The sequence below is a fragment of the Sphingobium lignivorans genome (genome assembly GCF_014203955.1).
GTDB lineage: Bacteria > Pseudomonadota > Alphaproteobacteria > Sphingomonadales > Sphingomonadaceae > Sphingobium > Sphingobium lignivorans.
In genome coordinates this window covers 3,762,715-3,787,935 of the sequence record NZ_JACHKA010000001.1, presented here as the reverse complement: position 1 = coordinate 3,787,935, position 25,221 = coordinate 3,762,715, and the positions used below count along the sequence as shown (strand labels likewise).

General features: G+C 64.4%; 34 protein-coding genes. 32 read left to right on the top strand and 2 right to left on the bottom strand.

Annotated features, from left to right (window positions below; genetic code table 11):
• Nucleotides 1-89: 89 nt before the first annotated feature.
• The 21 genes from tuf to rpmD all read left to right on the top strand — a co-directional run bounded on the left by tuf (nt 90) and on the right by rpmD (nt 10,755).
• Entirely contained in the window at nt 90-1,280 is a 1,191-nt protein-coding gene (gene tuf / locus HNP60_RS17630) for an elongation factor Tu (protein ID WP_014077881.1), read from the top strand.
• 143 nt (nt 1,281-1,423) lie between these two features.
• Nucleotides 1,424-1,735: a 30S ribosomal protein S10 gene (gene rpsJ / locus HNP60_RS17625; protein WP_014077880.1), complete on the top strand. Its 312-nt coding sequence runs from the start codon at nt 1,424-1,426 to the stop codon at nt 1,733-1,735.
• 239 nt (nt 1,736-1,974) lie between these two features.
• Nucleotides 1,975-2,736 carry a 50S ribosomal protein L3 gene (rplC, locus tag HNP60_RS17620; protein WP_184156196.1) on the top strand — a complete coding sequence of 254 codons (762 nt, stop codon included), beginning with the start codon at nt 1,975-1,977 and terminating at the stop codon, nt 2,734-2,736.
• A gap of 3 nt (nt 2,737-2,739) precedes the next feature.
• A complete protein-coding gene (rplD, locus tag HNP60_RS17615) occupies nt 2,740-3,366 on the top strand; it encodes a 50S ribosomal protein L4 (RefSeq protein ID WP_014077878.1) in 627 nt (208 codons plus the stop codon).
• Nucleotides 3,359-3,676 (top strand): 50S ribosomal protein L23, encoded by a 318-nt coding sequence (locus HNP60_RS17610; RefSeq protein WP_014077877.1) that lies wholly within the window; start codon nt 3,359-3,361, stop codon nt 3,674-3,676. Before rplD ends, HNP60_RS17610 begins: the two co-directional genes overlap by 8 nt.
• Nucleotides 3,677-3,690: 14 nt before the next feature.
• Nucleotides 3,691-4,527, top strand: a complete 837-nt coding sequence (rplB, locus tag HNP60_RS17605) for a 50S ribosomal protein L2 (protein WP_184052479.1) — start codon at nt 3,691-3,693, stop codon at nt 4,525-4,527.
• Nucleotides 4,528-4,530: 3 nt separating this feature from the next.
• Complete coding sequence (gene rpsS, locus HNP60_RS17600; protein WP_014077875.1) at nt 4,531-4,809, top strand: 30S ribosomal protein S19; 279 nt, start codon at nt 4,531-4,533, stop codon at nt 4,807-4,809.
• Nucleotides 4,809-5,192 (top strand): 50S ribosomal protein L22, encoded by a 384-nt coding sequence (rplV, locus tag HNP60_RS17595; protein ID WP_014077874.1) that lies wholly within the window; start codon nt 4,809-4,811, stop codon nt 5,190-5,192. The genes rpsS and rplV overlap by 1 nt, the downstream gene beginning before the upstream one ends.
• 3 nt (nt 5,193-5,195) lie before the next feature.
• On the top strand, nt 5,196-5,891 hold the full coding sequence (gene rpsC, locus HNP60_RS17590; protein ID WP_014077873.1) for a 30S ribosomal protein S3: 696 nt from the start codon (nt 5,196-5,198) through the stop codon (nt 5,889-5,891).
• Nucleotides 5,892-5,915: 24 nt separating this feature from the next.
• Nucleotides 5,916-6,347, top strand: a complete 432-nt coding sequence (gene rplP / locus HNP60_RS17585; RefSeq protein ID WP_014077872.1) for a 50S ribosomal protein L16 — start codon at nt 5,916-5,918, stop codon at nt 6,345-6,347.
• A 5-nt stretch (nt 6,348-6,352) separates the two neighbouring features.
• On the top strand, nt 6,353-6,556 hold the full coding sequence (gene rpmC / locus HNP60_RS17580; RefSeq protein WP_014077871.1) for a 50S ribosomal protein L29: 204 nt from the start codon (nt 6,353-6,355) through the stop codon (nt 6,554-6,556).
• Nucleotides 6,557-6,571: 15 nt separating this feature from the next.
• On the top strand, nt 6,572-6,835 hold the full coding sequence (gene rpsQ, locus HNP60_RS17575) for a 30S ribosomal protein S17 (RefSeq protein WP_014077870.1): 264 nt from the start codon (nt 6,572-6,574) through the stop codon (nt 6,833-6,835).
• An 83-nt stretch (nt 6,836-6,918) separates the two neighbouring features.
• Nucleotides 6,919-7,287: a 50S ribosomal protein L14 gene (gene rplN / locus HNP60_RS17570; protein WP_014077869.1), complete on the top strand. Its 369-nt coding sequence runs from the start codon at nt 6,919-6,921 to the stop codon at nt 7,285-7,287.
• The gene (gene rplX / locus HNP60_RS17565) at nt 7,287-7,595 is read left to right on the top strand and encodes a 50S ribosomal protein L24 (protein ID WP_184156194.1); all 309 of its coding nucleotides are present in this window, start codon (nt 7,287-7,289) and stop codon (nt 7,593-7,595) included. Before rplN ends, rplX begins: the two co-directional genes overlap by 1 nt.
• Nucleotides 7,595-8,170, top strand: a complete 576-nt coding sequence (gene rplE / locus HNP60_RS17560; RefSeq protein WP_014077867.1) for a 50S ribosomal protein L5 — start codon at nt 7,595-7,597, stop codon at nt 8,168-8,170. Before rplX ends, rplE begins: the two co-directional genes overlap by 1 nt.
• Before the next feature lie 41 nt (nt 8,171-8,211).
• Nucleotides 8,212-8,517, top strand: coding sequence for a 30S ribosomal protein S14 (gene rpsN, locus HNP60_RS17555; RefSeq protein WP_014077866.1), 306 nt, complete (start codon nt 8,212-8,214; stop codon nt 8,515-8,517).
• A gap of 12 nt (nt 8,518-8,529) precedes the next feature.
• On the top strand, nt 8,530-8,925 hold the full coding sequence (gene rpsH, locus HNP60_RS17550) for a 30S ribosomal protein S8 (RefSeq protein WP_014077865.1): 396 nt from the start codon (nt 8,530-8,532) through the stop codon (nt 8,923-8,925).
• A complete protein-coding gene (gene rplF, locus HNP60_RS17545) occupies nt 8,925-9,458 on the top strand; it encodes a 50S ribosomal protein L6 (RefSeq protein ID WP_014077864.1) in 534 nt (177 codons plus the stop codon). Before rpsH ends, rplF begins: the two co-directional genes overlap by 1 nt.
• A gap of 3 nt (nt 9,459-9,461) precedes the next feature.
• The gene (gene rplR, locus HNP60_RS17540; protein ID WP_014077863.1) at nt 9,462-9,827 is read left to right on the top strand and encodes a 50S ribosomal protein L18; all 366 of its coding nucleotides are present in this window, start codon (nt 9,462-9,464) and stop codon (nt 9,825-9,827) included.
• 2 nt (nt 9,828-9,829) lie between these two features.
• Nucleotides 9,830-10,570 carry a 30S ribosomal protein S5 gene (rpsE, locus tag HNP60_RS17535; protein WP_184157165.1) on the top strand — a complete coding sequence of 247 codons (741 nt, stop codon included), beginning with the start codon at nt 9,830-9,832 and terminating at the stop codon, nt 10,568-10,570.
• 5 nt (nt 10,571-10,575) lie between these two features.
• The gene (rpmD, locus tag HNP60_RS17530) at nt 10,576-10,755 is read left to right on the top strand and encodes a 50S ribosomal protein L30 (protein WP_014077861.1); all 180 of its coding nucleotides are present in this window, start codon (nt 10,576-10,578) and stop codon (nt 10,753-10,755) included.
• 128 nt (nt 10,756-10,883) lie between these two features.
• Here the strand turns inward: rpmD and HNP60_RS17525 are convergent, their stop codons facing one another.
• Entirely contained in the window at nt 10,884-11,945 is a 1,062-nt protein-coding gene (locus HNP60_RS17525; protein ID WP_184156192.1) for an acyltransferase family protein, read from the bottom strand.
• Nucleotides 11,946-12,213: 268 nt separating this feature from the next.
• Between HNP60_RS17525 and rplO the strand changes: the two genes are divergently transcribed.
• The 4 genes from rplO (at nt 12,214) to HNP60_RS17505 (ending at nt 16,218) form a co-directional block, all read left to right on the top strand.
• Entirely contained in the window at nt 12,214-12,696 is a 483-nt protein-coding gene (gene rplO / locus HNP60_RS17520) for a 50S ribosomal protein L15 (RefSeq protein ID WP_184156189.1), read from the top strand.
• Between the two features lie 203 nt (nt 12,697-12,899).
• The gene (gene secY / locus HNP60_RS17515) at nt 12,900-14,267 is read left to right on the top strand and encodes a preprotein translocase subunit SecY (RefSeq protein WP_014077858.1); all 1,368 of its coding nucleotides are present in this window, start codon (nt 12,900-12,902) and stop codon (nt 14,265-14,267) included.
• Between the two features lie 55 nt (nt 14,268-14,322).
• Entirely contained in the window at nt 14,323-14,970 is a 648-nt protein-coding gene (locus HNP60_RS17510; protein WP_184156188.1) for an adenylate kinase, read from the top strand.
• Nucleotides 14,971-15,033: 63 nt separating this feature from the next.
• A complete protein-coding gene (locus HNP60_RS17505) occupies nt 15,034-16,218 on the top strand; it encodes a glycosyltransferase (RefSeq protein ID WP_184156186.1) in 1,185 nt (394 codons plus the stop codon).
• A 6-nt stretch (nt 16,219-16,224) separates the two neighbouring features.
• Here HNP60_RS17505 and HNP60_RS17500 read toward each other — a convergent pair whose 3' ends face one another.
• Entirely contained in the window at nt 16,225-17,265 is a 1,041-nt protein-coding gene (locus HNP60_RS17500) for a glycosyltransferase 61 family protein (RefSeq protein WP_184156184.1), read from the bottom strand.
• 280 nt (nt 17,266-17,545) lie between these two features.
• Here HNP60_RS17500 and rpsM point away from each other — a divergent pair, with 280 nt between their 5' ends.
• The 7 genes from rpsM to guaA all read left to right on the top strand — a co-directional run bounded on the left by rpsM (nt 17,546) and on the right by guaA (nt 25,158).
• A complete protein-coding gene (gene rpsM, locus HNP60_RS17495; protein WP_014077854.1) occupies nt 17,546-17,914 on the top strand; it encodes a 30S ribosomal protein S13 in 369 nt (122 codons plus the stop codon).
• A gap of 141 nt (nt 17,915-18,055) precedes the next feature.
• Nucleotides 18,056-18,445 carry a 30S ribosomal protein S11 gene (gene rpsK, locus HNP60_RS17490; RefSeq protein WP_014077853.1) on the top strand — a complete coding sequence of 130 codons (390 nt, stop codon included), beginning with the start codon at nt 18,056-18,058 and terminating at the stop codon, nt 18,443-18,445.
• Nucleotides 18,446-18,570: 125 nt separating this feature from the next.
• Entirely contained in the window at nt 18,571-19,632 is a 1,062-nt protein-coding gene (locus HNP60_RS17485; RefSeq protein ID WP_014077852.1) for a DNA-directed RNA polymerase subunit alpha, read from the top strand.
• Between the two features lie 120 nt (nt 19,633-19,752).
• Entirely contained in the window at nt 19,753-20,178 is a 426-nt protein-coding gene (rplQ, locus tag HNP60_RS17480; protein WP_184156182.1) for a 50S ribosomal protein L17, read from the top strand.
• 282 nt (nt 20,179-20,460) lie between these two features.
• Nucleotides 20,461-22,689: a prolyl oligopeptidase family serine peptidase gene (locus HNP60_RS17475; RefSeq protein ID WP_184156180.1), complete on the top strand. Its 2,229-nt coding sequence runs from the start codon at nt 20,461-20,463 to the stop codon at nt 22,687-22,689.
• A 134-nt stretch (nt 22,690-22,823) separates the two neighbouring features.
• Nucleotides 22,824-23,426 (top strand): hypothetical protein, encoded by a 603-nt coding sequence (locus HNP60_RS17470; protein ID WP_184156178.1) that lies wholly within the window; start codon nt 22,824-22,826, stop codon nt 23,424-23,426.
• Nucleotides 23,427-23,577: 151 nt separating this feature from the next.
• Nucleotides 23,578-25,158: a glutamine-hydrolyzing GMP synthase gene (gene guaA, locus HNP60_RS17465; protein WP_184156176.1), complete on the top strand. Its 1,581-nt coding sequence runs from the start codon at nt 23,578-23,580 to the stop codon at nt 25,156-25,158.
• The last annotated feature ends 63 nt before the right edge of the window (nt 25,159-25,221 follow it).

Below are 25,221 nucleotides of genomic sequence, written 5' to 3'. Positions count from 1 at the left end.
ATTTATGAAAATATGCTGTTATGGGGGCGCCTTCGCGAGGCTTCCCCGAGCGGTTGAACCCAAGCTATTCGAGCGAAAAGAGGTAGGAAATGGCTAAGGCTAAATTCGAGCGGAACAAGCCGCACTGCAACATTGGCACCATCGGTCACGTCGACCATGGCAAGACCACACTGACCGCCGCCATCACCAAGGTGCTGGCCGAGACGGGCGGCGCGACGTTCACCGACTATGCCAACATCGACAAGGCTCCCGAGGAGCGCGAGCGCGGCATCACTATCTCGACCGCGCACGTCGAGTATGAGACCGACAACCGCCACTATGCGCACGTCGACTGCCCGGGCCACGCCGACTATGTGAAGAACATGATCACCGGCGCGGCGCAGATGGACGGCGCCATCCTGGTGGTGAACGCGGCCGACGGCCCGATGCCCCAGACCCGCGAGCACATCCTGCTTGCCCGTCAGGTCGGCGTTCCGGCGCTGGTCGTGTACATGAACAAGGTCGACCAGGTCGATGACGAGGAGCTTCTCGAGCTCGTCGAGCTTGAAGTGCGCGAGCTGCTCTCCAGCTACGACTTCCCGGGCGACGACATTCCCATCGTCAAGGGTTCGGCTCTGGCGGCGCTCGAAGGCCGCGACGACGAGATCGGCAAGAACTCCATCAAGGAGCTGATGGCTGCTGTCGACGCCTACATCCCGCAGCCGGCCCGTCCGGTTGACCGTCCGTTCCTGATGCCGATCGAAGACGTGTTCTCGATCTCGGGTCGCGGCACGGTCGTGACCGGCCGCGTCGAGACCGGCGTGGTCAAGGTTGGTGAGGAAGTCGAGATCGTCGGCCTCAAGCCCACGAAGAAGACCGTCGTCACCGGCGTCGAGATGTTCCGCAAGCTGCTCGACCAGGGTGAAGCCGGCGACAACATCGGCGCGCTGATCCGCGGCGTGGGTCGTGAGGAAGTCGAGCGCGGCCAGGTTCTGGCCAAGCCGGGCTCGGTCAACCCGCACACGGATTTCGATGCCGAGGTCTATGTCCTCTCGAAGGACGAAGGCGGCCGTCACACGCCGTTCTTCGCGAACTATCGTCCGCAGTTCTACTTCCGCACCACGGACGTGACCGGCGAAGTCGTGCTCCCCGAGGGCACCGAGATGGTCATGCCGGGCGACAACGTGAAGCTGGGCGTCAAGCTCATCGCTCCGATCGCGATGGATCCGGGTCTGCGCTTCGCTATCCGCGAGGGCGGCCGTACCGTCGGTTCGGGGGTTGTCAGCTCGATCTCCAAGTAATATAGGCAGCGAGCCGCTCGGGTCGGATGATTCGGGCGGCTTGCTTTTTTTGCCGCTTCGCGCGGGCTCGTGAGTGCCGGATCGGCACCTGAGCCATCAGAGTGGAGCGGTTTTGTTTTGGCTCTTTCACATCGGTAGTGGACATGGAAACGCAGAATATTCGCATTCGCCTGAAGGCATTCGATCATCGCGTGCTTGACCAGGCGACCGGCGACATCGCCGACACCGCCCGTCGCACGGGCGCTCTTATTCGTGGTCCCATTCCGCTGCCGACGCGTATCGAGAAGTTCACGGTCAACCGTGGACCGCACATCGACAAGAAGAGCCGGGAACAGTTCGAGGTTCGCACCTACAAGCGCATGCTTGATATCGTGCAGCCGACGCCGCAGACGGTCGATGCGCTGATGAAGCTCGATCTTGCTGCCGGCGTGAACGTCGAAATCAAACTGGCCTGATGGCCGTGGCGGGGTGCCCCCTTGAGGGGTGCCTCGCAAGGACATTTGGATACCGCCGGCTCCGGCCGGGCAGCGTCCTCCGTCGTTTTCCCCCGCTGGTCGGACCGGAAAACATCCAGCCCGGACGGGGTGCACGCATCGAGACATTGGGTTGGCCGCTTGGGCTTTCGGGCTTCGGGCGGTTTTTCGTTGGATAAGCCCGTGCGCACCGCATGGGCCTCTATTTGGAGGATTTGATCATGCGTACCGGCGTGATCGCGAAGAAAGTGGGCATGACCCGCCTTTTCCAGGACGACGGCCGCCATGTGCCTGTCACCGTTCTGGCACTCGAAGGCAACCAGGTCATCGCTCGTCGCGAACAGGATCGTGATGGCTATGTGGCCGTTCAGCTCGGCGCAGGCGTTGCGAAGGCGAAGAATGTCGCCAAGCCGCAGCGCGGCCACTTCGCCAAGGCGGAAGTTGAGCCCAAGGCGCAGGTCGCGGAATTCCGCGTGGCCGAAGATGCCCTGCTCGATGTCGGCGCGGAAATCGCCGCCGACCATTTCGTGGCGGGCCAGTTCGTCGATGTGACGGGTCACACGCAGGGCAAGGGCTTTGCCGGTGCGATGAAGCGCTGGGGTTTCGGCGGTATGCGCGCCACCCATGGTGTTTCGATCAGCCACCGCGCCCATGGTTCGACGGGTAACCGTCAGGATCCGGGCCGCGTGTTCAAGAACAAGAAGATGGCCGGCCACATGGGCGACCGTCAGCGCACGCAGCAGAATCTCGAGATCGTCCGCACGGACATCGAGCGCGGCCTGCTTTTCGTCAAGGGCAGCGTCCCTGGCTCGAAGGGCGCCTGGCTGCTGGTGAAGGATGCCGTGAAGGTCGATCGTCCGACCGACGCGCCCTATCCGGCGAGCCTGAAGGCTGCCGCGAACAACAACAGTGCCGATGCTCCGGCCGAGACGCCCGCACAGGATGTTTCGGCGCCTGAGGCGACCGAAGGCCAGGAGGGCTGATCGATGAAGGTCAAGGTTATCACTCTCGACGGCGGCAAGTCGTCCGGCGACGTGGAGCTTAACGATGCCGTCTTCGGCGTCGAGCCGCGCGCGGACATCCTGCATCGCGTCGTCACCTGGCAGCTCGAGAAGCGTCGTGCTCCGGCCGCCGCGACCCGCGAGCGCTCGGACGTCGCTCGCACCGGCAAGAAGTTCGGTCGCCAGAAGGGCGGCGGTACGGCGCGTCACGGCGATCGCCGCGCCCCGATCTTCATCGGCGGTGGTAAGGCGCATGGCCAGCGTGCCCGCACCTTCGGCCACTCCCTGAACAAGAAGGTTCGCGCTCTCGGCCTGAAGATGGCGCTCTCGGCCAAGGCCAAGGGCGGCTCGCTCACGGTTCTGGACAATCTGGACGTCAAGGACGGCAAGACCCGGGAGCTGGCTGGCCATCTCGCCAAGCTCAACCTCGGCAAGACGCTGTTCATCGATGGCGAGGCGATCAACGTCTCGTTCGCGAAGGCCTCGTCCAATCTCGTCGGTGTCAATGTGCTTCCCGCCATCGGCGCCAATGTCTACGATATCCTGCGTGCGGACAGCCTGGTGCTGACCCGGGCGGCAGTCGAGCAGCTGGAGGCGCGCTTCAATGGCTAAGAAGCAGGCACAGGCAGCAGTCGCGACGCGTCATTACGACGTCGTGCTTGCGCCGCACATCACGGAAAAGGCGACTTTGGTCTCCGAACACAACGCGGTTGTGTTCAAGGTGGCGAAGGACGCTTCCAAGCCTGAGATCAAGGCCGCTGTCGAGGCGCTGTTCGGCGTCAACGTCAAGTCGGTCAACACGATCGTCACCAAGGGCAAGACCAAGCGCTGGAAGGGCAAGCCCTACACGCGCTCCGACGTGAAGAAGGCCGTCGTGACGCTGGCTGAAGGCCAGTCGATCGACGTCACCACGGGCATTTGAGGGCGGACTGAGAAATGGCACTCAAGCATTACAACCCGACGAGCCCGGCCCAGCGCGGCCTGATCCTCGTCGACCGCTCGGCGCTCCACAAGGGCAAGCCCGTCAAGGCGCTGACCGAAGGCAAGCGCAAGACCGGCGGCCGCAACAACAAGGGGCATGTGACCTCGCGCGGCATCGCGGGCGGCCACAAGCAGCGCTATCGCATCATCGACTTCAAGCGTCGCAAGTGGGACGTCGAGGGCACGGTGGAGCATCTGGAATATGATCCCAACCGTACCGCCTTCATCGCCCTGGTGAAATATGCGGACGGTGAGGTGGCCTACATCCTCGCGCCGCAGCGTCTCGCCGCGGGCGACAAGGTGATCGCCGGCAAGAAGACCGACGTGAAGCCGGGCAATGCGATGGAACTGGGTCAGATGCCGGTCGGCACGATCATCCACAACATCGAGATGAAGCCGGGCAAGGGCGGCCAGATCGCCCGCTCCGCCGGCACCTATGCACAGCTCGTCGGTCGCGATCGCGGCATGGTGATCGTGCGTCTCGGGTCGGGTGAGCAGCGCTACATCCGCTCGGACTGCATGGCGTCGGTCGGCGCGGTGTCCAACCCGGACAACGCGAACCAGAATCTCGCCAAGGCCGGCCGCAATCGCTGGCTCGGCAAGCGGCCGCTGACGCGCGGCGTCGCCAAGAACCCGGTCGACCACCCGCATGGTGGTGGTGAAGGCCGGACTTCCGGCGGCCGTCACCCGGTCACGCCGTGGGGCAAGCCGACCAAGGGTGCTCGTACCCGTCACAACAAGGCGACCGACAAGATGATCATCCGGTCGCGTCACGCGAAGAAGAAGAGGTAAGCGATGGCTCGCTCCGTCTGGAAAGGTCCCTTCGTGGACCTGCATCTGCTCAAGAAGGCAGAAGCCGCGCAGGACGCGGGTGGCCGCTCTGGTCCGATCAAGACCTGGTCGCGTCGCTCCACCATCCTGCCGCAGTTCGTTGGCCTGACGTTCAACGTCTACAACGGCAAGAAGCACGTTCCCGTTTCGGTGAACGAAGACATGGTCGGCCACAAGCTGGGTGAGTTCGCGCCGACGCGCTACTTCCCCGGCCACGCCGCTGACAAGAAGGGCAAGCGCTAATGGGCAAGGCAAAGGCTCCCCGCCGCGTCTCCGAGAACGAGGCGCTGGCCGTCGGCACGCAGATCCGCGGCTCGGCCCAGAAGCTGAACCTCGTTGCCGCGCTGATCCGTGGCCGCAAGGTCGAGGACGCGATGAACGTCCTCGCCTTCTCCAAGCGCGCGATGGCGGTCGATGTTCGCAAGGTGCTCGCGAGCGCCGTCGCGAATGCGGAAAACAACCACAATCTCGATGTCGACGCGCTCGTCGTCGCCGAGGCGTCGGTCGGCAAGTCGTTCACGATGAAGCGCTTCCATGCGCGCGGTCGCGGCAAGTCGACCCGCATCCTGAAGCCTTTCAGCCGCGTGCGCATCGTCGTGCGTGAAGCAGCGGAAGAGGAGGCCTGATCCATGGGTCACAAGAGCAATCCGATCGGTCTGCGCCTGCAGATCAACCGCACCTGGGACAGCCGCTGGTATGCGGAAGGTCAGGATTATGGTCGCCTGCTGCTTGAGGATCTGAAGATCCGCAAGTTCGTGATGAAGACGCTGCCGCAGGCCGCGATCTCCAAGGTGGTCATCGAGCGTCCGGCGCGGCTGTGCCGCGTGTCGATCTATGCCGCCCGCCCGGGCGTCATCATCGGCAAGAAGGGCGCGGACATCGAGAAGCTGCGCAAGAAGCTCGGCACGATGACCAGCTCCGACGTGAGCCTGAACATCGTCGAGATCCGCAAGCCGGAAATCGATTCCAAGCTCGTCGCGCAGGGCGTCGCCGATCAGCTCGAGCGGCGTATCGCTTTCCGTCGCGCCATGAAGCGTGCCGTGCAGAGCGCGCTGCGCCTGGGCGCGGAAGGCATCAGGATCACCTGCGGCGGCCGACTGGGCGGCGCGGAGATCGCGCGCGTCGAGTGGTATCGCGAGGGCCGGGTGCCGCTGCACACGCTCCGCGCGAATGTCGATTATGCCGAGGCCGAGGCGCACACCGCTTATGGCGTCTGCGGAATCAAGGTCTGGATCTTCAAGGGCGAGATTCTCGGCCATGATCCGATGGCGACCGACCGGCTCATGCTGGAGGCTCAGACCTCCGGCGTGCGTCCGGCGCGCTGAGAATTGAGAGCAAGGTAGAGCATCATGCTGCAACCGAAGAAAACCAAGTTCCGCAAGACCTTCAAGGGTCGCATCAAGGGTGATGCCAAGGGTGGAACGGACCTCAACTTCGGCTCCTATGGCCTCAAGGCCATGGAGCCCGAGCGGGTCACCGCGCGCCAGATCGAGGCGGCTCGCCGCGCGATCACGCGTCACATCCGTCGTCAGGGACGTCTGTGGATCCGCGTGTTCCCGGACGTGCCGGTGTCGAAGAAGCCGGCCGAAGTCCGCCAGGGCAAGGGCAAGGGCTCGGTGGAATACTGGGCTGCCCGCGTGAAGCCGGGCCGCATCCTCTTCGAGCTGGACGGCGTGCCCGGTCCGCTCGCTGCGGAGGCCTTCTCCCGCGCGGCGATGAAGCTGCCGATCAAGACCAAGGTTGTGGCCCGTCTGGGCGACACCTCGCATCTGGGAGCCTGAGTGTCATGACCAAGATCGACGACCTCAAGACCAAGAGCGACGACGAGCTGGCGAACCAGCTTGGCGAGCTCAAGCGCGAGCAGTTCAACCTGCGCTTCCAGGCTGCGACCAACCAGCTCGAGAAGCCGAGCCGCATCCGCGAAGTGCGCCGCGACATCGCCCGCATCAAGACGCTGCAGACCGAGCGCACGCGCTCGGCGGCCAAGTAAGAGAAGGAAGCAACGATGCCCAAGCGCGTGCTGACGGGAACGGTGGTTTCCGACAAGGGTGACAAGACGGTGGTCGTGCTGGTGGAGCGCAAGGTGAAGCACCCGCTCTACGGCAAGATCATTCGCCGCTCGAAGAAGTATCACGCTCATGACGAGGCCAATGCCTATCATGAAGGCGAGACGGTCCGCATCGAGGAGACCGCTCCGGTCTCCAAGCTGAAGACCTGGAAGGTCATCGAGCGGGTCGATACGCACAAGTCGCCCGAAGTGGCGGCCTGAGCCGGCGGAAGCAGATTTAACGGAACTACCGGGCCAGAAATTGGACAAGGGCCCGGCAAGCCAATTGAGAAGGAACCGGATCGATGATCCAGATGCAATCCAATCTTGATGTCGCTGACAACAGCGGCGCCAAGCGCGTCCAGTGCATCAAGGTGCTCGGTGGCTCGAAGCGCCGCTTTGCCAGCGTGGGCGACATCATCGTCGTCTCCGTGAAGGATGCCGCCCCGCGTGGTCGCGTCAAGAAGGGCGACGTTCACCGCGCCGTGATCGTGCGCACCGCCAAGGATGTGCGCCGTCCCGACGGCAGCGTCATTCGCTTCGACGGCAACGCCGCCGTCCTGGTCAACAAGAATGCGGAGCCGATCGGCACGCGTATCTTTGGCCCGGTCGTCCGCGAGCTGCGCGCGAAGAACTTCATGAAGATCATCAGCCTTGCGCCGGAGGTGCTGTAATGAGCGCCGCCAGGATCAAGAAGGGCGATAGCGTCGTCGTGCTCGCCGGCAAGGACAAGGGCCGCACCGGCACTGTCCTTCAGGTGATGCCGAAAGAGGACAAGGTGCTGGTCGACGGCATCAACGTCCACGCCCGTCACCGCAAGCCCGACCAGGCGAACCCGCAGGGCGGGATCGATCGCCGGCCGGCGCCGCTGCACATCTCCAACGTCGCGATTGCCGTTGACGGCAAGGCCACGCGCGTCCGCTTCGAGGAGCGCGATGGCAAGAAGGTCCGCGTCGCGGTCAAGACCGGGGAGGTCATCTGATGGCTGACAAGTATATCCCGCGTTCCAGGAAGCTCTATGACGAGACCATCGCCAAGGCGATGACCGAGAAGTTCGGTTACAAGAACGTCATGGAAATCCCCCGGATCGAGAAGATCGTCCTCAACATGGGTGTGGGCGAGGCGACTCAGGACAAGAAGAAGGTCACCCAGGCTGCCGAGGAGATGGAACTCATCGCCGGGCAGAAGCCGGTCATCACCAAGGCGAAGAAGTCCATCGCGCAGTTCAAGCTGCGTGAGGGCATGCCGATCGGTGCCAAGGTGACCCTGCGTCGCGAGCGCATGTACGAGTTTCTCGATCGTCTCGTGACGATCGCGATGCCCCGCATTCGCGACTTTCGTGGTCTCAACCCGAAGAGCTTCGACGGCCGTGGCAATTACGCCTTCGGCATCAAGGAGCAGATCATCTTCCCCGAGATCAACTATGACCGCATCGAGAAGGTGCGCGGCATGGATATCATCGTCACCACGACGGCCCGGACGGACGAGGAAGCGCGCGAGCTGCTGCGCCTTTTCGGTTTCCCGTTCCCCGTCGAGGCGGAAAAAGAGGCTGCCTGAGCGTGGCCGGATCCAATTTCTAAGGAAGAGAGCTTAAGTCCATGGCGAAACTGAGTTCGATCAACAAGAACGAGCGCCGCAAGAAGCTGGTGAAGAAGTATGCCGGCAAATATGCGAAGCTCAAGGCCGTCGCGAACGACACGTCGCTCGACGATACCGAGCGGCTGTTTGCCCGCCTGAAGCTGGCGGAGATTCCGCGCAACGCAAATCCGACGCGCGTGCGCAACCGCTGCGAGCTGACCGGCCGTCCGCGCGCTTATTATCGCAAGTTCCGGCTTTGCCGTGTCCAGCTGCGTGATCTGGCCAACAAGGGCCTGATCCCCGGCGTCACCAAGTCGAGCTGGTAAGGAATAGAAGCGATGGCATTGACCGATCCCTTGGGTGATATGCTCACCCGCATCCGCAATGGCCAGCAGGCGCGCAAGGATAGCGTCGTCTCCCCGGCCTCCAAGCTGCGTGCCCGCGTGCTCGATGTTCTTCAGCGCGAAGGCTATATCCGTGGCTATTCGGAAGAAGCGCTGGCCGGCCATCCTGGCCTGCGTATCGAACTGAAGTATTTCGAGGGCGAACCCGCGATCAAGCATGTGGCGCGCGTCTCGAAGCCGGGCCGGCGCGTCTATTCGGGCTCCAAGGAGCTTCCGGTGGTCCGCAACGGCCTTGGTATCACCATCGTCTCGACGCCCCGGGGCGTGCTTTCGGATACCGAAGCGCGTGCCCAGAATGTCGGCGGCGAAGTGCTGGCGGAGGTGTTCTGATGAGCCGCATCGGCAAGAAGCCGGTTACCATCCCTTCGGGTGTGACCGCGACGATCGAGGGCGGACAGCTCTCGGTGAAGGGCCCCAAAGGCACGCTCGCCATGGCTCTGCGTGACGAGATCAGCTACACGCTCGAGGACGGCGCCATTTCCGTGAAGCCGGGCAACGCCACCAAGGCCGCTCGCGCTTTCTGGGGCATGCAGCGCACCCTCGTGCAGAACCTCGTCACCGGCGTGACCGAGGGCTTCTCCAAGAAGCTGCTGATCACCGGCGTTGGCTATCGTGCCAATGCCCAGGGCAAGAACCTCAAGCTGCAGCTTGGCTACAGCCATGACGTCGATTTCCCGGTGCCCGAGGGCATCGAGATCAAGACCCCGGACAACACGACGGTCGAGATCAGCGGAATCGACAAGCAGAAGGTCGGCCAGGTGGCCGCCGAGATCCGGCGTTGGCGCAAGCCCGAGCCCTACAAGGGCAAGGGCATCAAGTATGACGGCGAGTTTATCTTCCGCAAAGAAGGCAAGAAGAAGTAAGCCATGGCGAAACTCTCTCTCTTCGACCGGCGTACGCGCCGCGTCCGCACCGCGATCAAGGCGCGCGCCGGCGGCAAGCCCCGTCTCAGCGTCCATCGCTCGGGCCGTCACATCTACGCCCAGGTCATCGACGACGCGGCCGGCAAGACCGTCGCCTCGGCTTCGACCCTGGACAAGGACGTCGGCTCCAAGGCCCTGGGCAAGACCGGCGCGACTGCCGAGGCTGCTGCCGATGTCGGCAAGCGTGTCGCCGAGGCGGCGACCAAGGCTGGTGTCACCAAGGTCGTGTTCGATCGCGGTGGCTTCCTCTTTCATGGCCGCGTGAAAGCGCTGGCCGACGCCGCCCGTGAAGGCGGACTGGAGTTCTGATGATGGCAGACGAAAACACCACCGGTGAGGGCAACCAGCCCCAGGCTGTTCTCGCTCCCGAGACCACTCCGCAGGAAGTGACGGGTGTTGCCGCTGAAACGCAGCAGCAGCGTCGCGGCCGTGGCGGTCGTGGCGGTGGCGATCGGGATCGTGGCGGCCGTGGCCGTCGCGACGATCGTCGCGGTCGGGGCAATGACGAGGATGGTGGCGAGGAGTTCGTCGAGAAGCTCGTCCACATCAATCGTGTTTCCAAGACGGTAAAGGGCGGCAAGCGCTTCGGCTTCGCTGCACTGGTCGTCGTGGGCGATGGCAAGGGCCGTGTCGGCTTCGGCCATGGCAAGGCCCGCGAGGTGCCCGAGGCGATCAGCAAGGCAACGGCTGCTGCCAAGAAGGCAATGGTCCGCGTGCCCCTCAAGGAGGGGCGCACGCTCCATCATGATGGCCGTGGTCATTTCGGCGCCGGCAAGGTCACCGTTCGTACGGCGCCTCCGGGCACCGGCATCATCGCCGGCGGTCCGATGCGCGCTGTGTTCGAGAGCCTTGGCGTTGCCGACGTGGTGACCAAGTCGGTCGGCACGTCCAATCCCTACAACATGATCCGGGCGACGTTCGCTGCCCTGACCGAGCAGACCAGCCCGAAGTCGGTGGCGCAGCGCCGCGGCAAGAAGGTCGCCGATCTGCTCCGGCGCGGCGGTGCCTCAGCCGAGGTCGCGGCGGCCGACGCCGAAGCGATTGCGGAGTAACTGACATGGCGAAGATCAAGTTGAAGCAGATCGGGTCGCCGATTCGCCGTCCGGCTCATCAGGAGAAGATCCTGATCGGCCTCGGCCTCGGCAAGATGAACCGCGTCGTCGAGCTGGAAGATACGCCCGAGGTTCGTGGCGCGATCCGGAAGCTTCCCCACATGGTGGAAGTGATCGAAGGCTGAATTGCGGTCCGGTCGCGCGACCGGACACACTGACAGACACGCATGCGCGTCGCTTCCGGGCGGCGCGCATGTTTGCATTCAGACGCTCGCGAACTTGCGAGCGCCTCGTGCACGGCAGACCAGGCCGATTACATCGTTGATGGCATCGTGATCGGGGCAGGAGCCGGGATCGGCGTCCGGCGCCTGAGCCCGAGGACCAGCTGAGCAGGCAGGGGCCAGGGCGCAAGCGCCAGATGCAACGCGATCGGTACGAGCAATCCCATGGCAAGTCCCAGCGGGACATGCACGATGAGCGACGTGATCCCCATGGCGTGCAGGGCCATGCGGGCCGCCGCCGTGCCGAAGACATGATATAGATAGATGGTGAAGCAGAACATGCCGAGCTTGCGGGCCGAGGGGTGGTGCGGCCAGTGCAGCAGGATGAGGGCGCACAGGCTCATTCCGAGCGCCATCGAATGGATCACATCCTTTCTTGGCGCGGGTGCGGCATGGAGAAGATAGTCGATGGTCGCTATGCTCACAGTCGCCAGACTGGCGGCGGCGGCGATGATGGTGATCAGGCCCGCATGCGCCCTCAGCCATTTGCGGTAGCGGTAGAAGCACATGCCGCATGTGAAGAAGGGGGCAAGCTCGGCTGCGTTGTCGAGGGAGAACAGGGTGGGCAGCGATGGCTGCCCGGCCGCGACCATCGTGGTGATGACGAACAGAAGCAGTGCCCCCCGCTGCTGCATCGCAACATCGGCGCCCCCGATGACAACGAACAGGACGAGGATGGCCTGCAGAAACCAGAAATGGGCATAGGGATAGACCAGGGGCTCCCAGAGCGCCTCGGGAGGCAGCGCGAAGTGCAGATGCATGGCACTGGACACCAGCGCAAAGATCAATGCCGCGATCGCGCCCGGGATGGCCAGGCGGCGCAGCTTGCCGAGCATGAACGCGCCGAAACTGTCCTGCGTGGGCGGACGCAGGCAATAGATGTAGCCTGCGACGAACGCGAAAGCCGGCATGCGGAAGTTTCCCAGCAGGTCGGCCACGAAGCGGAGGGGATGGGGATGCGCGAGTCGCAGTCCCCCGTCGGGATAGCCCACGACATGAAGCGCCACCAACAGCAGCGTCGCAAGAATGCGAATCTCTTCGATCGAGCCGAATCCCCCTTCGGCGCCATCGTCGGCCGTTCCCACATGTCCCACGCGTTGCCCCCTTTCGGCGCTTGCGCGATGTGTGCGGTTTCTCTACGCGTCGGTGCTATCCCCGCTCCCTTCGCGCTCGCACAAAAAACCGCCTTCCGCATCTGCTCAGCTTTCAGGCGGCCTGTCATCCCCAAAGGCGATCAGATGAGGGATTCTTCGGAAGGGCAGAGCGGCGCCATCGCAATCTTGGGCGTGACAAAGCCCCTTTCCCCCGCTATGGGCCCATCCCTTCCTATCAGCGCGACAAAAGCGAAAGCGAGTGCACATAATGAAACTGAACGAACTCCAGGATAATGCCGGCAGCCGCAAGGGCCGGATGCGCGTGGGCCGTGGCATCGGCTCGGGCAAGGGCAAGACCGCCGGTCGCGGCCAGAAGGGCGCCAAGGCGCGCTCGGGCGTCAGCATCAACGGCTTCGAAGGCGGCCAGATGCCGCTTCACATGCGTCTCCCGAAGCGCGGCTTCAACAACATCTTCCGCAAGGACTATGCTGAAGTGAACCTGGGCATGGTCCAGAAGGCGATCGACGCCGGCAAGCTGGATGCGGCCGCCGTGATCGATCAGGCGGCGCTGCGCGCAGCCGGCATTTCGCGTGGTGGCAAGCATGGCGTGCGCCTGCTCGCCAAGGGCGCGCTGACCACCAAGGCCAAGTTTGCCGTGGCTGGCGCATCGAAATCGGCCGTCGAGGCAGTCGAGAAGGCTGGCGGCACGGTCGAGATTCTGGCGAAGGCCACGCTCGCAGACGCCGAATAATCGTTTTCGGGCCGGTTCAATCGCATGATTGCCAGCTTGCATAACCGACCCCTCCTGCCGATATGGGCGGGCGGGGTCGATTGCATTGGCGACGATGTGATGGGGCATCCGGTATTCGACAGAGGCCGCTCGGACGGCTAGGGACTACGCGGCCTTTCCTTTCCCGGAGAGGCGCGCAACAGCTTTCAGGATTGCAAGCGATCATGGCATCACGCGCCGACCAAATGGCAGCCAATCTGAGCCTCGCCAATTTCAGCCAGGCGACGGAACTCAAGAAGCGTCTGTGGTTCACCATCGGCGCGCTCATCGTGTTCCGCTTCTTGTCCTTCGTGCCGCTGCCGGGCGTCGACCCCACGGTGCTGGCCCAGCTCTATCGCCAGACGCAGGGCGGCATTCTCGACATCTTCAACACCTTCTCGGGCGGTAGCCTGGAGCGCATGAGCCTCATCGCGCTCGGCGTGATGCCGTACATCACGGCGTCCATCGTCGTGCAGCTCGCCGCCTCGCTCTCGCCCAAGCTCTCCGCCATCAAGAAGGAAGGCGAAGCCGGGCGCAAGAAGCTGAACCAGTATACGCGTTACGGCACGGTGGGCCTCACCGCGGTGCAGGGCTATTTCATCGCGGTAGGCCTGGAAAATTATGGCGCCCAGTCCGGCCTACAGGCCGTGGTCGATCCGGGCATGCTGTTCCGCATGACGGCGGTCATCTCGCTGATCGGCGGCACCATGTTCCTCATGTGGCTTGGCGAGCAGATCACCAGCCGCGGCATCGGCAATGGCGTGTCGCTCATCATCATGGCGGGCATCGTGGCGCAGTTGCCGGTGACGCTGACCAATCTCTTCGAATCGGGCCGCACCGGCTCGATTTCGGGCCTGCTCATCATCGGCATCATCGTCATCGCGCTCGGCCTCATCGCCGGCATCTGCTTCATGGAGCGGGCCCAGCGCCGGGTGCTGATCCAGTATCCCAAGCGCCAGACCCGCCAGGGCATCATGCAGGCGGATCGCAGCCATCTGCCGCTCAAGATCAACACGGCCGGCGTCATCCCGCCGATCTTCGCCTCGTCGCTGCTGCTGCTGCCGTTGACCATCACGCAGTTCGCCGGTGCGAGCGCGGAGGCAACGAGCGGCGGGTGGGGCGACGCGGTGCTGGCGGTCAACCAGTATCTCTCGCACGGCACGCCGGTCTACATGGCCCTTTATGGCCTCGGCATCGTGTTCTTCTGCTTCTTCTACACGGCGGTCGTGTTCAATCCCGAGGAAACGGCGGAGAATCTGAAGCGCAATGGCGGCTTCATCCCGGGCATCCGTCCCGGCAAGAACACCGAGACCTATCTCGATTATGTGCTGACGCGCATCACCGTGATCGGTGCCGCTTATCTGGCGGTGATCTGCCTCATTCCGGAGTTCCTGATCGCGCGCGCGGGCATCCCTTTCTATCTGGGCGGCACCAGCCTGCTGATCGTCGTCAACGTGACGGTCGACACCGTGACCCAAATCCAGAGCCACCTCATCGCGCACCAGTATCGCGATCTCATCAAGAAGGCCCGGCTGAAGGGCAAGATCCGCTAGGAACCGGGCCGGCCGGGTCTCGCCCGGCTGCGCGCGCAAACATCGGGGGAATGCTATGAACATCATCCTGCTTGGACCGCCAGGCGCCGGCAAGGGGACGCAGGCGCAACGCCTCGTCGCCGAGCGCGGCATGGTCCAGCTTTCCACGGGCGACATGCTGCGCGCCGCGGTCAAGGCCGGCACGCCGGTCGGTCTCAAGGCCAAGGCCGTGATGGAAGCGGGTGAACTTGTTTCCGACGAGATCGTCTCCGGGATCATCGGCGAGGCGCTCGATCAGCTTTCCGCGAACACGGGGGTCATCTTCGATGGCTATCCGCGCACGGCGGCGCAGGCCGAAAGCCTCGATACCCTGCTGGCGGAGCGGAACCGGCAGCTCGATCATGTGATCGAGCTGGAGGTGGACGAAGATGCCCTCGTCGATCGGATCACCGGTCGCTTCACCTGCGCGAGCTGCGGCGAAGGCTATCATGACCGCTACAAGCTGCCCAAGGCCGCAGGCATATGCGACAAATGCGGCTCGAGCGACTTCAAGCGCCGTCCCGACGACAATGAGGAAACCGTGCGCACGCGCATGGCGGAATATCGCGCGAAGACCGCGCCGATCCTGCCGATCTACGAAGCGCGGGGAATCGTCAGCCGCGTCGACGGCATGGCGGATATTGGCGAGGTCAGCCAGGCGATCGGTTCGATCCTCGACAGCTAGGCGCCCCGGCGTCTAGAAACCTCACGAGCCTCCCGATCCAGGCAGGCGACTGGCGGAGCGCGCATGCCGGCTTTGATCGACACGAGTGCCATCACCCTGCTCGACGACGGCCGTCGTCGCTATGAGCCGATGAAGCCGCTGCTGCGTTCGTGGCTGTCGCGCCGTTTCCCGGCAGGCGACCACAAGCGCATCCTGCTCGTCCATGTGGACGACCCGATCGCCTGGCCGCAATTCTATCCTTTTTACCATTATGCAGCGCGCTTTGCGGAGCAGGGCTATGTCTTCCGGACGACGCCCTATCCTGCTCTCGGTGCCGAGCATCTGGTCAAGGACGCGTCGGCCATTTTCGTGCAGTCGCCTTATGCGCTGGCGGATGGGGAAATCGAGCGTGTGCTCGATGGGCTGAGGCGCGCCAATCCTGGAGCGCCGATCAGCTATTTCGATTGGTTCGCGCCGACCGATGTCCGCTTTGCGGACCGCGTCGGCGACCATGTCCGTTTTTACGCGAAGAAGGCGCTTCTGCTCGATCGCGACTATTATCGCGTTCCTCAGAAGACGCACACCTCACTGGAAGATTATTACAGCGAGGCATTCGGGCTGGTGCCCGATCGGCCGACATGGGACTGCCGGCCGGACATCGTCGAACGGCTCGTACTGGCGCCGGGCTTTGCCACCGCGCCCGTGTTGCTCAAGGGTTTCGACCGCAAGTCAACGCCTGCGGCGGGGCCACGCACCATCGATGTCCATGCGCGTTTTGCCGTTGCGCCGGCGCGCTTACATGCGCTTGGCCGCGTCGGCGCGGGGGAGCGGACTCACTGGTATGCCGCCATGCGCCAGCAGGCGCGCGACAAGGTGGTCGAGCTGTCGACCCGCTATGATATCGCCTGGGAAGGCAAGGTCTCGCGTGCCGAATTCATGGCGGAGATGGAGCGATCGCAGCTCTGCTTCAGCCCCTTCGGCTTCGGCGAACTGTGCTGGCGGGATCTTGAGGCGGTGCTGACGGGGGCCGTGCTGCTCAAGCCGGACATGAGCCATCTAGAATGCCTTTGCGACATCTATCGGCCGGGCGAGACCTATGTGCCCGTCCGCTGGGATCTTGCCGACCTGGATGAGACGATCGCGCGGATGCTGGCGCAGCCGGAGGAATGCCGGGCCATCGCTGATCGCGCCTTTGCAGCGGTCAAGAACTATCTGGCAGGCCCGAAGCTCGGCGCCATGCTCGCGACCTTGTCGGGTGGCGTATCCTGATCCGCGTCAGGCGGCCAGGTCGATCAGCCGCCGCAGATCGTCCAGCTCCACATAATAGCGGCCTTCCCGCCCGGGGTCCGGACGGCCGATAAGGAAGCCGAACCGCTCGCCGTAGATGTCGATCAGGCTCTTGTGGAAGGAATAATAGCGGCGCGGGTCCTGGATGGTCAGCACTGTCGCCTTGTCGGTAGCGAAGAAGTGCAGATGGTTGAGATGCGAGCCTTCCACGCTGACGATCAGCTTCGCGTCGCGCAGCGCCTGCCCGATCTCGTGCACCGACATGTCGATGGCGGTCACCGTGCGGAAGCCGATCGCTTCGAGCGCCGCGCGCACCTGCGGCTGATTGGTGGGGTCGCGCGTGCGGGCCTGACCACCCCGTTCGAGGAAGACCAGAGCGCCCGCGGACGGTACCGACTTGTCGACATTGCCGCGCATGCGTCCACGCAGCTGGAGGAAACGCTCCGCCCAGAATGAGTTGAGGCCACGATCGTCGACGTACACGAGCCGGTCGACGCGGGCTGTGCGCATATAGTCGCAGTCCAGCCCGCCCAGTGCCCGGAAGCCGGGTTCATGTTCCCAGAGCTGCCGCGCGAGGCCAATGCTCCGCAGACCGAGGCTGTTGCCGTGCATTTCCGAAACGAGGCTATCCCGGACCCAGTGGCCGAACTCCTTGCCTGAGAGGATATTGGTGGAGAGGAAGGCTTCCTTCAGGTGCCCGCCATCTCCCCAGTCGCCGCCGGGCCGGTTCGTGGGAAAGCGGGCGACCTGCCAGCGTGAGGCGAGATATTCCCCCGCGATGCGCACGTCCCGCAGTTCATATTCGATGGTCGGCAGATGGGGATAGGCCTCGCCGAAGGTCCGGCGGCGCTCCAGTTCCGGCTTGCCTGCGCCGATGAAGGCGAGGATATTGTCGAAATCCCCCGGCAGGTGAAGGGCCGGCGGCGTGGCGGTCTCGCTGGGTGGACAGAGAATTCTGGAGGAGACGGCTGCGGCGGTGAGCGGGCGGGGACGCAGCTTGCCGAGAAGGCGACGGACCGGAAACGACATGCAGGGCCAAGAGCTCCCGTTGGATGATGGCTGGACTTGCAGGGGTGGCGATAGCATGGTTCATCCGGCAAGGCCATCGGCCGCCCGGCTGCGCAGCGGGGCGACGCGGGTACAAGTTCGTTGACAGCGAGGGCGACTCACGTTAACGCCCCCCGATCCCGAGACGAGAGGTCAAACGGCAGCGCGTGATGGCGCCCGCCGTCCTTTTTGCGTCCCGGGGCAGCAAGCGACGAGATAGGGCGTCTGCCACAACGCCCTGTGGAGCAGGAGTTTACAGATAATGGCACGTATTGCGGGAGTTAACATCCCCACCAACAAGCGCGTGATCGTCGCGCTCACCTACATCCACGGCATCGGTTCGAAGACCGCCGTTGATATCGCCGACAAGCTCGGCATCGACCATAGCCGTCGCGTTCAGGACCTGTCCGACGCTGAGGTGCTGCAAATCCGCGAAGCCATCGATGCCACCTATACGGTGGAAGGCGATCTGCGTCGCGAAACCGCGATGAACATCAAGCGCCTGATGGACCTGGCCTGCTATCGCGGCCTGCGTCATCGCAAGGGGCTTCCTGTTCGTGGCCAGCGCACGCATACCAATGCACGCACTCGCAAGGGCAAGGCCAAGCCGATCGCAGGCAAGAAGAAGTAAGAGCCGACACCGGCCGCGGCGAGCCATCGCCGCAGTCCGGTTCCTTCTTCTTTCCGTCAGAGGCGCGCGGCAGAAGGGCTGAAAGACCAGCCCGAACCGCCCGCTTCCAGCTCAACAAGATTCGAGTAGGATACAACGCAGATGGCACGGGAACCCCAGCGGCTTCGCAGGCGCGAACGCAAGAACATCTCGGCCGGCGTCGCGCATGTGAACGCCAGCTTCAACAACACCATGATCACCATCACCGATGCGCAGGGCAATGCGATCAGCTGGTCTTCGGCCGGCATGATGGGCTTCAAGGGATCGCGCAAGTCGACCCCTTATGCAGCGCAGGTCTGCGCCGAGGATGCGGGCCGGAAGGCCGCCGAGCATGGCGTCCGCACGCTCGAGGTCGAGGTCAAGGGCCCGGGCTCCGGCCGTGAATCGGCCCTGCGCGCTCTGCAGGCCGTCGGCTTCACGATCACCTCGATCCGCGACGTGACCCCGATTCCGCACAACGGTGTGCGTCCGAGCAAGCGCCGCCGCGTCTGAGGCGTCACGACGGTCCTTCGTCGGTTCCCACGAAACCGCCGAATGACCGAACGTTCTGTATTGCCGGAGGCCGGGGACCAGCGCTGAACCCTCACCGACCGATGGCCCAACCCCAGGGGAAATACATGACTGTCAACATCAAGAACTGGCAGGAATTGAAGAAGCCCAATGGCCTCGAGATCAAGGCCAGCGGCGACCCGAAGCGCCGCGCGACCTTTGTCGCCGAGCCGCTCGAGCGCGGCTTCGGCCTGACGCTGGGCAATGCGTTGCGGCGTGTGCTGCTTTCCTCCCTGCAGGGCGCTGCCGTCACCGCGATCAAGATCGAGAACGTGCTCCACGAATTCTCCAGCCTCGCTGGCGTTCGTGAGGACGTGACCGACATCGTGCTGAACGTGAAGCAGATCGCGCTCCGGATGGAAGGCGATGGTCCTCGCCGGCTTCAGCTTTCCGCCACGGGTCCGGCGGCCGTCAAGGCCGGGGATATCGCGGTGACCGGTGACATCCAGGTCATGAACCCGGATCTCGTGATCTGTCATCTCGATGAGGGCGCCAGCTTCAACATGGAGCTGACCTGCGACAGCGGCAAGGGCTATGTCCCGGCCGTGAACAACCGTCCGGCCGACGCGCCGATCGGCCTCATTCCGGTGGATGCGCTTTACTCGCCCGTCCGCCAGGTGGCCTACAAGGTGGAGAACGCCCGTATCGGCCAGGAGCTGGACTATGACCGGCTCAACCTGACCATCGAGACGGACGGGACCGTCACGCCGGAAGACGCGGTCGCTTATGCCGCGCGTATCCTGCAGGACCAGCTCCAGCTCTTCGTCCACTTCGAGGATCATCTGCCGAGCGCGATGCCGAGCGCTGGCGCCGGTGCTGCGGCGGCCGAGGAAGGGGAAGGCGACACCAACCAGATCAACCGCTATCTGCTCAAGAAGGTGGACGAGCTGGAACTCTCGGTGCGCAGTGCCAACTGCCTCAAGAACGACAACATCATCTATATCGGCGATCTGGTCCAGAAGACCGAGGCCGAGATGCTCCGCACGCCGAACTTCGGCCGCAAGAGCCTCAACGAGATCAAGGAAGTGCTCTCGTCCATGGGTCTGCGTCTGGGCATGGATATCCCCGGCTGGCCGCCGGAGAATATCGAGGAAATCGCCAAGAAGCTCGAGCAGGAACTGCTGGGCTGAACGACAAGGGAACGGGGCGGTGCCGGTGGCGCGCCTCGTTCGACAGGGTTGTGGGTGGCCGCCCGGAGTGCCGCCTGGTCTGGGTTACCTCACACGGGCCCTTAACGAACGGAGAATGACATGCGTCACAGGATTGGCGGCCGCAAGCTGCAGCGTACCGCAGGCCATCGCAATGCGATGTTCCGCAACATGGCGGCCTCGCTCATCAAGCATGAGCAGATCAAGACCACGCTGCCCAAGGCGAAGGAGCTTCGCCCCTATGTCGAGAAGCTGATCACGCTGGCCAAGCGCGGCGGTCTCTCCAACCGGCGTCTCGCCCATGCCCGTCTGCTCGACGACGTGCAGCTCGCGAAGCTGTTCGACGTGCTGGCCGAGCGCTACAAGGACCGGGCCGGCGGCTATACGCGCGTCATCAAGGCGGGCATCCGCGCATCGGACGCCGTGCAGATGGCGATCATCGAGTTCGTCGACCGCGACGAAAGCGCCAAGGGCCAGGACAGCGGCCCGGTGCAGACGGCTGACGAGGACGAGATGGAAGCAGCCTGAGCGCTTCCGACCCGTAGATTTCCGAGGAGCCCCGCCTTCACCGGCGGGGCTTTTCTTTTGGAGGTTGTTCCACACGCGGCAGATGGGTCGGCCTCCCGAAGCTCAAATCGCCTCTGGTCTTCAGGGCAGGCATCCGCAGCCAGCGCCCGCGCGATCAGGATGGTCCAGTACAGCTCCTGCATGACCGCTTGGTAGAATTCCCCGCTGGATTTCCGACACTTGCATAATCCTGCCGGTGGCATAGAGGATCATGCACGGTCTTGGGAAAAGGAACTGTTGGGCATGTCTCGTCTGCGGTCGGTCCCGCATGCCATCGTCATCGGGTTGATCGGTCTCGGTATCCCCGGCCTGCACCCATCCGCAGCCCGGGGGCTGGATGACGCCGAAGCCGTCACGGCGGCGCATGTTTCCCGGCCCACAAGCGATGTCGCGCCGCCTGTCGCTCCGCCGCCCTATCCGCTGGCCCGTCGTGCCGATCTCGTCGAGACGCAATTCGGGGTGCCCGTTGCCGATCCCTATCGCTGGCTGGAAAATGACGCCCGCACGGATGGCGAGGTCGCCCAATGGGTCGCGGCCGAGAACGACGCGACCGCGCATTATCTCGCCGCGCTGCCCGGCCGCGAGGCGCTGCGGACACGCATCGCGCAGCTCTACGACTACGAACGCTACGGCACGCCGCGCAAGGCTGGTGGGCGCTATTTCTACATCCGCAACAGCGGATTGCAGAACCAGTCGCCGCTCTATGTGCGCGAGGGAGCGGCGCATGGGCAGAGGCTGCTGCTCGATCCCAACAGCTTTTCGGAAGACGGCGCGAGCGCGCTCGGCGAGTGGCAACCCTCAACGGACGGTCGCTGGCTGCTCTATGCGGTGCAGGACGGTGGCACCGACTGGCGCACCTTGCACGTCCTCGACGTGGAGACGGGCGAGCCGCTGGACGATCGCGTCGCGTGGGTGCGCTACTCCAATCTGACCTGGAGCCCCGACGGGCGCGGTTTCTATTATTCCCGCTTCCCCGCCCCGCAGGACGGCGAGCGCTCCCGCTCGCCGGTCGAGGATCAGGCGGTCTGGTTTCACGCGCTGGGGACGCCGCAGTCCGCGGATCGCCTTGTCTATGCGACGCGGGACCGTCCCCGGCTGATGCATCGCGCCCAGATCACGGACGATGGGCGCTGGCTGCTCGTGATCTCCAACGAAAGTACCGAGCGCCGCCATGAAGTGACGCTCATCCCGCTGACCGGCGAAGCGCGGGCGCCCGTCCGTCTCGTGCGGGGCTTGAGCCATGAGTGGCAGTTCATCGGCAATGTCGGCGACACGCTGTATTTCCGCACCACGATGGGCGCGCCGAACGGCCGGGTCGTCACGCTGGATGCGACGCGTCCGCGGAAGGGGCCGCAGCCGCTTGTCGCCGAGCGTTCGCAGACTCTCGCCGGCACCTCCATGGTCGGCAGCCGGATGATCCTGGCCTATCAGTCGGACGGGCGGATCATGGCTGAGCTGGCGGACCTTCAGGGCCTGTCCCATGGTGATGTGCCGCTGCCCGGGCCGGGCGCCGCCAGCGGCTTTAGCGGTCGCTCCGGCGATCCCGAGACCTTCTTCTCCTTTTCCAGCTTCACGACGCCCTCGACCGTCTATCGCTACAATGTGGAAACCGGAGAGACGAGCGTCTTTGCCGAGCCGCGCCTCCCCTTCGATCCGGATGCCTATGTGACCGAACAGGTCCTCTATCCCTCGAAGGACGGGACGATGATCCCCATGCAGATCATCCGCCGCCGCGATCTCGCGCTTGCCGGCCGCAGCGCGCCGACGCTGCTTTACGGCTATGGCGGGTTTAACATCTCGCAGACGCCCGGCTTCTCGCCGACGCGCTTCGCGTGGATCGAGCAGGGTGGCGTGCTCGCCATCGCCAGCCTGCGGGGCGGGGGTGAATTCGGCAAGGCATGGCATGATGCGGGCCGGCTCTCGAACAAGCAGAATGTGTTCGACGATTTCATCGCCGCTGCCGAATATCTCAAGCAGCAAGGCTATACCGGCCCGGACCAGCTTGCCATCGAGGGGCGCTCCAACGGCGGCCTGCTGGTCGGCGCGGTCGTCAACCAGCGGCCGGACCTGTTTGCGGCGGCATTGCCTGCCGTGGGCGTCATGGACATGCTGCGTTTCGATCGGTTCACCGTCGGCCGCTACTGGATCGACGATTATGGTTCGCCGGACCGGGAGCCGGATTTCCGCAACCTGCTGTCCTATTCGCCTTATCACAACATTCGCGACGGCATCGATTATCCGGCGATCCTGGTGTCCACGGCGGATACCGACGATCGGGTGGTGCCCGCGCACAGCTTCAAATATGCCGCCGCGCTTCAGCATGCCGAACTGGGCGTGAAGCCTCGCCTCATCCGCATCGCGACGCGCGCCGGCCACGGTTCCGGCAAGCCGGTGGACAAGCTGGTCGAGGAATATGCAGATATGTACAGCTTCATTGCCTATTGGACAGGCCTGGACTTGGAAGCGCCGTGATCGGGCCGGGGCCGGATGGCCTCCATGGCGGAGAAGCACCCCCGCGCATCATTCAGCCCTCGCTCATGAATTCCGGGCTATTCCGCAGGCGGGGCGGCTTGTGGCCGCGCTCCATGGAAAGGCAGGCAGGTACCATGAGGAAGACGTCGAAGCTCGCCGGTGGCCTGGTGGTCGCGGCCATGCTCGTCACATCGGCCGCGCCTGCCTCCGCGCGGGGCTATTACGGACACGGTCGACCCTATCACCATGATCGGGGTGGAAGCGACGCCGGCGCAGTGATCGGGACGATCCTGGGCGTCGGCATTCTCGCCGCGATCGCGGCATCGGCCGTGAAGCAGAACGCCGACAAGCGGCGGTCCGAGGATCGCGGCTACGACCCGCGCTACGATGATCGGTCCGACCAGCGCGCCGACGAGGGGCCCTATGATCCGCGCTACGAGGGCGGAGAGTATGACGATCGCTATGGTGGCTATGACAGCGGTCGGGCCGAAGGCGACTCTTACGCAGGCGAGGACGCTGCCGTCGATGCCTGTGCGCTCGCGGCGCGCGAACAGGCCTCGCGCAATGGTGGCTTTGCCGAGGTGCGGGACGTCACCGGCGTGCGTCCGTTCGGCAATGGCTGGGACGTCACCGGCACAGTCAGCCAGCGGGCCGGCTGGCGCGCGCCCGAGAGCCGCCTGCGCAGCTTTCGCTGCATCTGGGGCAATGGCCGGGTGGAAGGCGTGACTTTCAACTGAGGACGCCAACGGGGCGCATTCGCCTGCCCTGCCCTGCCCTGCCCTCCTTGATGGCCGACCATGACCGCGCCCGCGGGCCAAGCCTTCGACAACGCATCAATCTCGCTCCGCAAGGCTGGACAGGCCTCATGGCGCGCATTATCCGCCAGCCATGTCAGCGCAAAATACGGCTGCGGCCGACTCCATCCTCATCGTCGATTTCGGCTCGCAGGTGACCCAGCTCATCGCGCGGCGCGTACGCGAAGCCGGTGTCTACAGCGAGATCGCCCCTTTCACGCAGGCGCTTGCCGCGTTCGAGCGGATGCAGCCCAGAGGCATCATTCTCTCCGGCTCCCCGGCGTCGGTCTGCGACGAAGGCAGCCCGCGTGCGCCGCAGGAACTGTTCGACAGCGGCCTGCCGATCCTCGGCATCTGCTATGGCCAGCAAGTGATGAGCCACCAGCTCGGCGGCGAAGTGCGGCCGGGCCACGAGACCGGCGAGGGCGGCGAGTTCGGCCGCGCCTTCCTGACCGTTACCGAGCCCTGCGTCCTTTTCGACGGGCTCTGGCAGGTCGGCGAGCGGCATCAGGTGTGGATGAGCCATGGCGACAAGGTGACGCGCTTCGCGCCGGGTTTCCGCATCGTGGCGACATCGGACGGCGCGCCCTTCGCGCTCATCGCCAATGACGAGAAGCGCTATTACGGCACGCAGTTTCATCCCGAAGTGGTCCATACGCCGGACGGCGCGAAGCTGATCGCCAATTTCGTGCGCCATGTGTGCGGCTGCGCGGGCGACTGGACCATGGCCGAGTTCCGCGCGACCAAGATCCGCGAGATCCGCGAGCAGGTCGGCTCGGGGCGAGTGATCTGCGGCTTGTCGGGCGGCGTGGACAGCGCGGTCGCGGCGGTGCTGATCCATGAAGCCATTGGCGAGCAGCTCACCTGCGTCTTTGTCGATCACGGCCTGATGCGGCAGAACGAGGCCGAGCAGGTGGTGAGCCTGTTCCGCGGGCACTACAATATCCCGCTGGTGCATGTGGACGCGAGCGACATGTTCCTCGGCGGGCTGGCCGGCGTCACCGATCCGGAGGCCAAGCGCAAGTTCATCGGCAAGGCGTTCATCGATCTGTTCGAGGCCGAGGCGAAGAAGATCGGCGGCGCGGATTTCCTCGCGCAGGGGACGCTCTACCCGGACGTGATCGAGAGCGTGAGCTTCACCGGCGGACCAAGCGTCACGATCAAGAGCCATCACAATGTCGGTGGCCTGCCCGAGCGCATGAACATGAAGCTGGTCGAGCCGCTGCGCGAGCTCTTCAAGGATGAAGTGCGCGAGCTGGGCCGGGAGCTTGGCCTGCCCGAGATTTTCGTTGGCCGCCATCCTTTCCCGGGCCCGGGCCTCGCCATCCGCATTCCGGGCGAAGTCACCCGGGAACGCTGCGACATCCTGCGCAAGGCCGATGCCGTCTATCTGGAGGAAATCCGCGCTGCAGGGCTTTACGACGCCATCTGGCAGGCCTTCGCCGTGCTGCTGCCGGTGCGCAGCGTCGGCGTGATGGGTGACGGGCGCACTTATGACAGCGTGCTCGCCTTGCGCGCCGTGACGTCCACCGACGGCATGACCGCGGACATCTACCCCTTCGACGCAGCCTTCCTTAGCCGCGTGGCGACCCGGATCATCAACGAGGTGAAGGGCGTCAACCGGGTGGTCTATGATTACACCAGCAAGCCCCCCGGCACGATCGAGTGGGAATGACGGTGGAGGCATGATTTCCAGGCGCCGTCACATCCCCGCTGGATGATTCGGCCTGCCGACGAG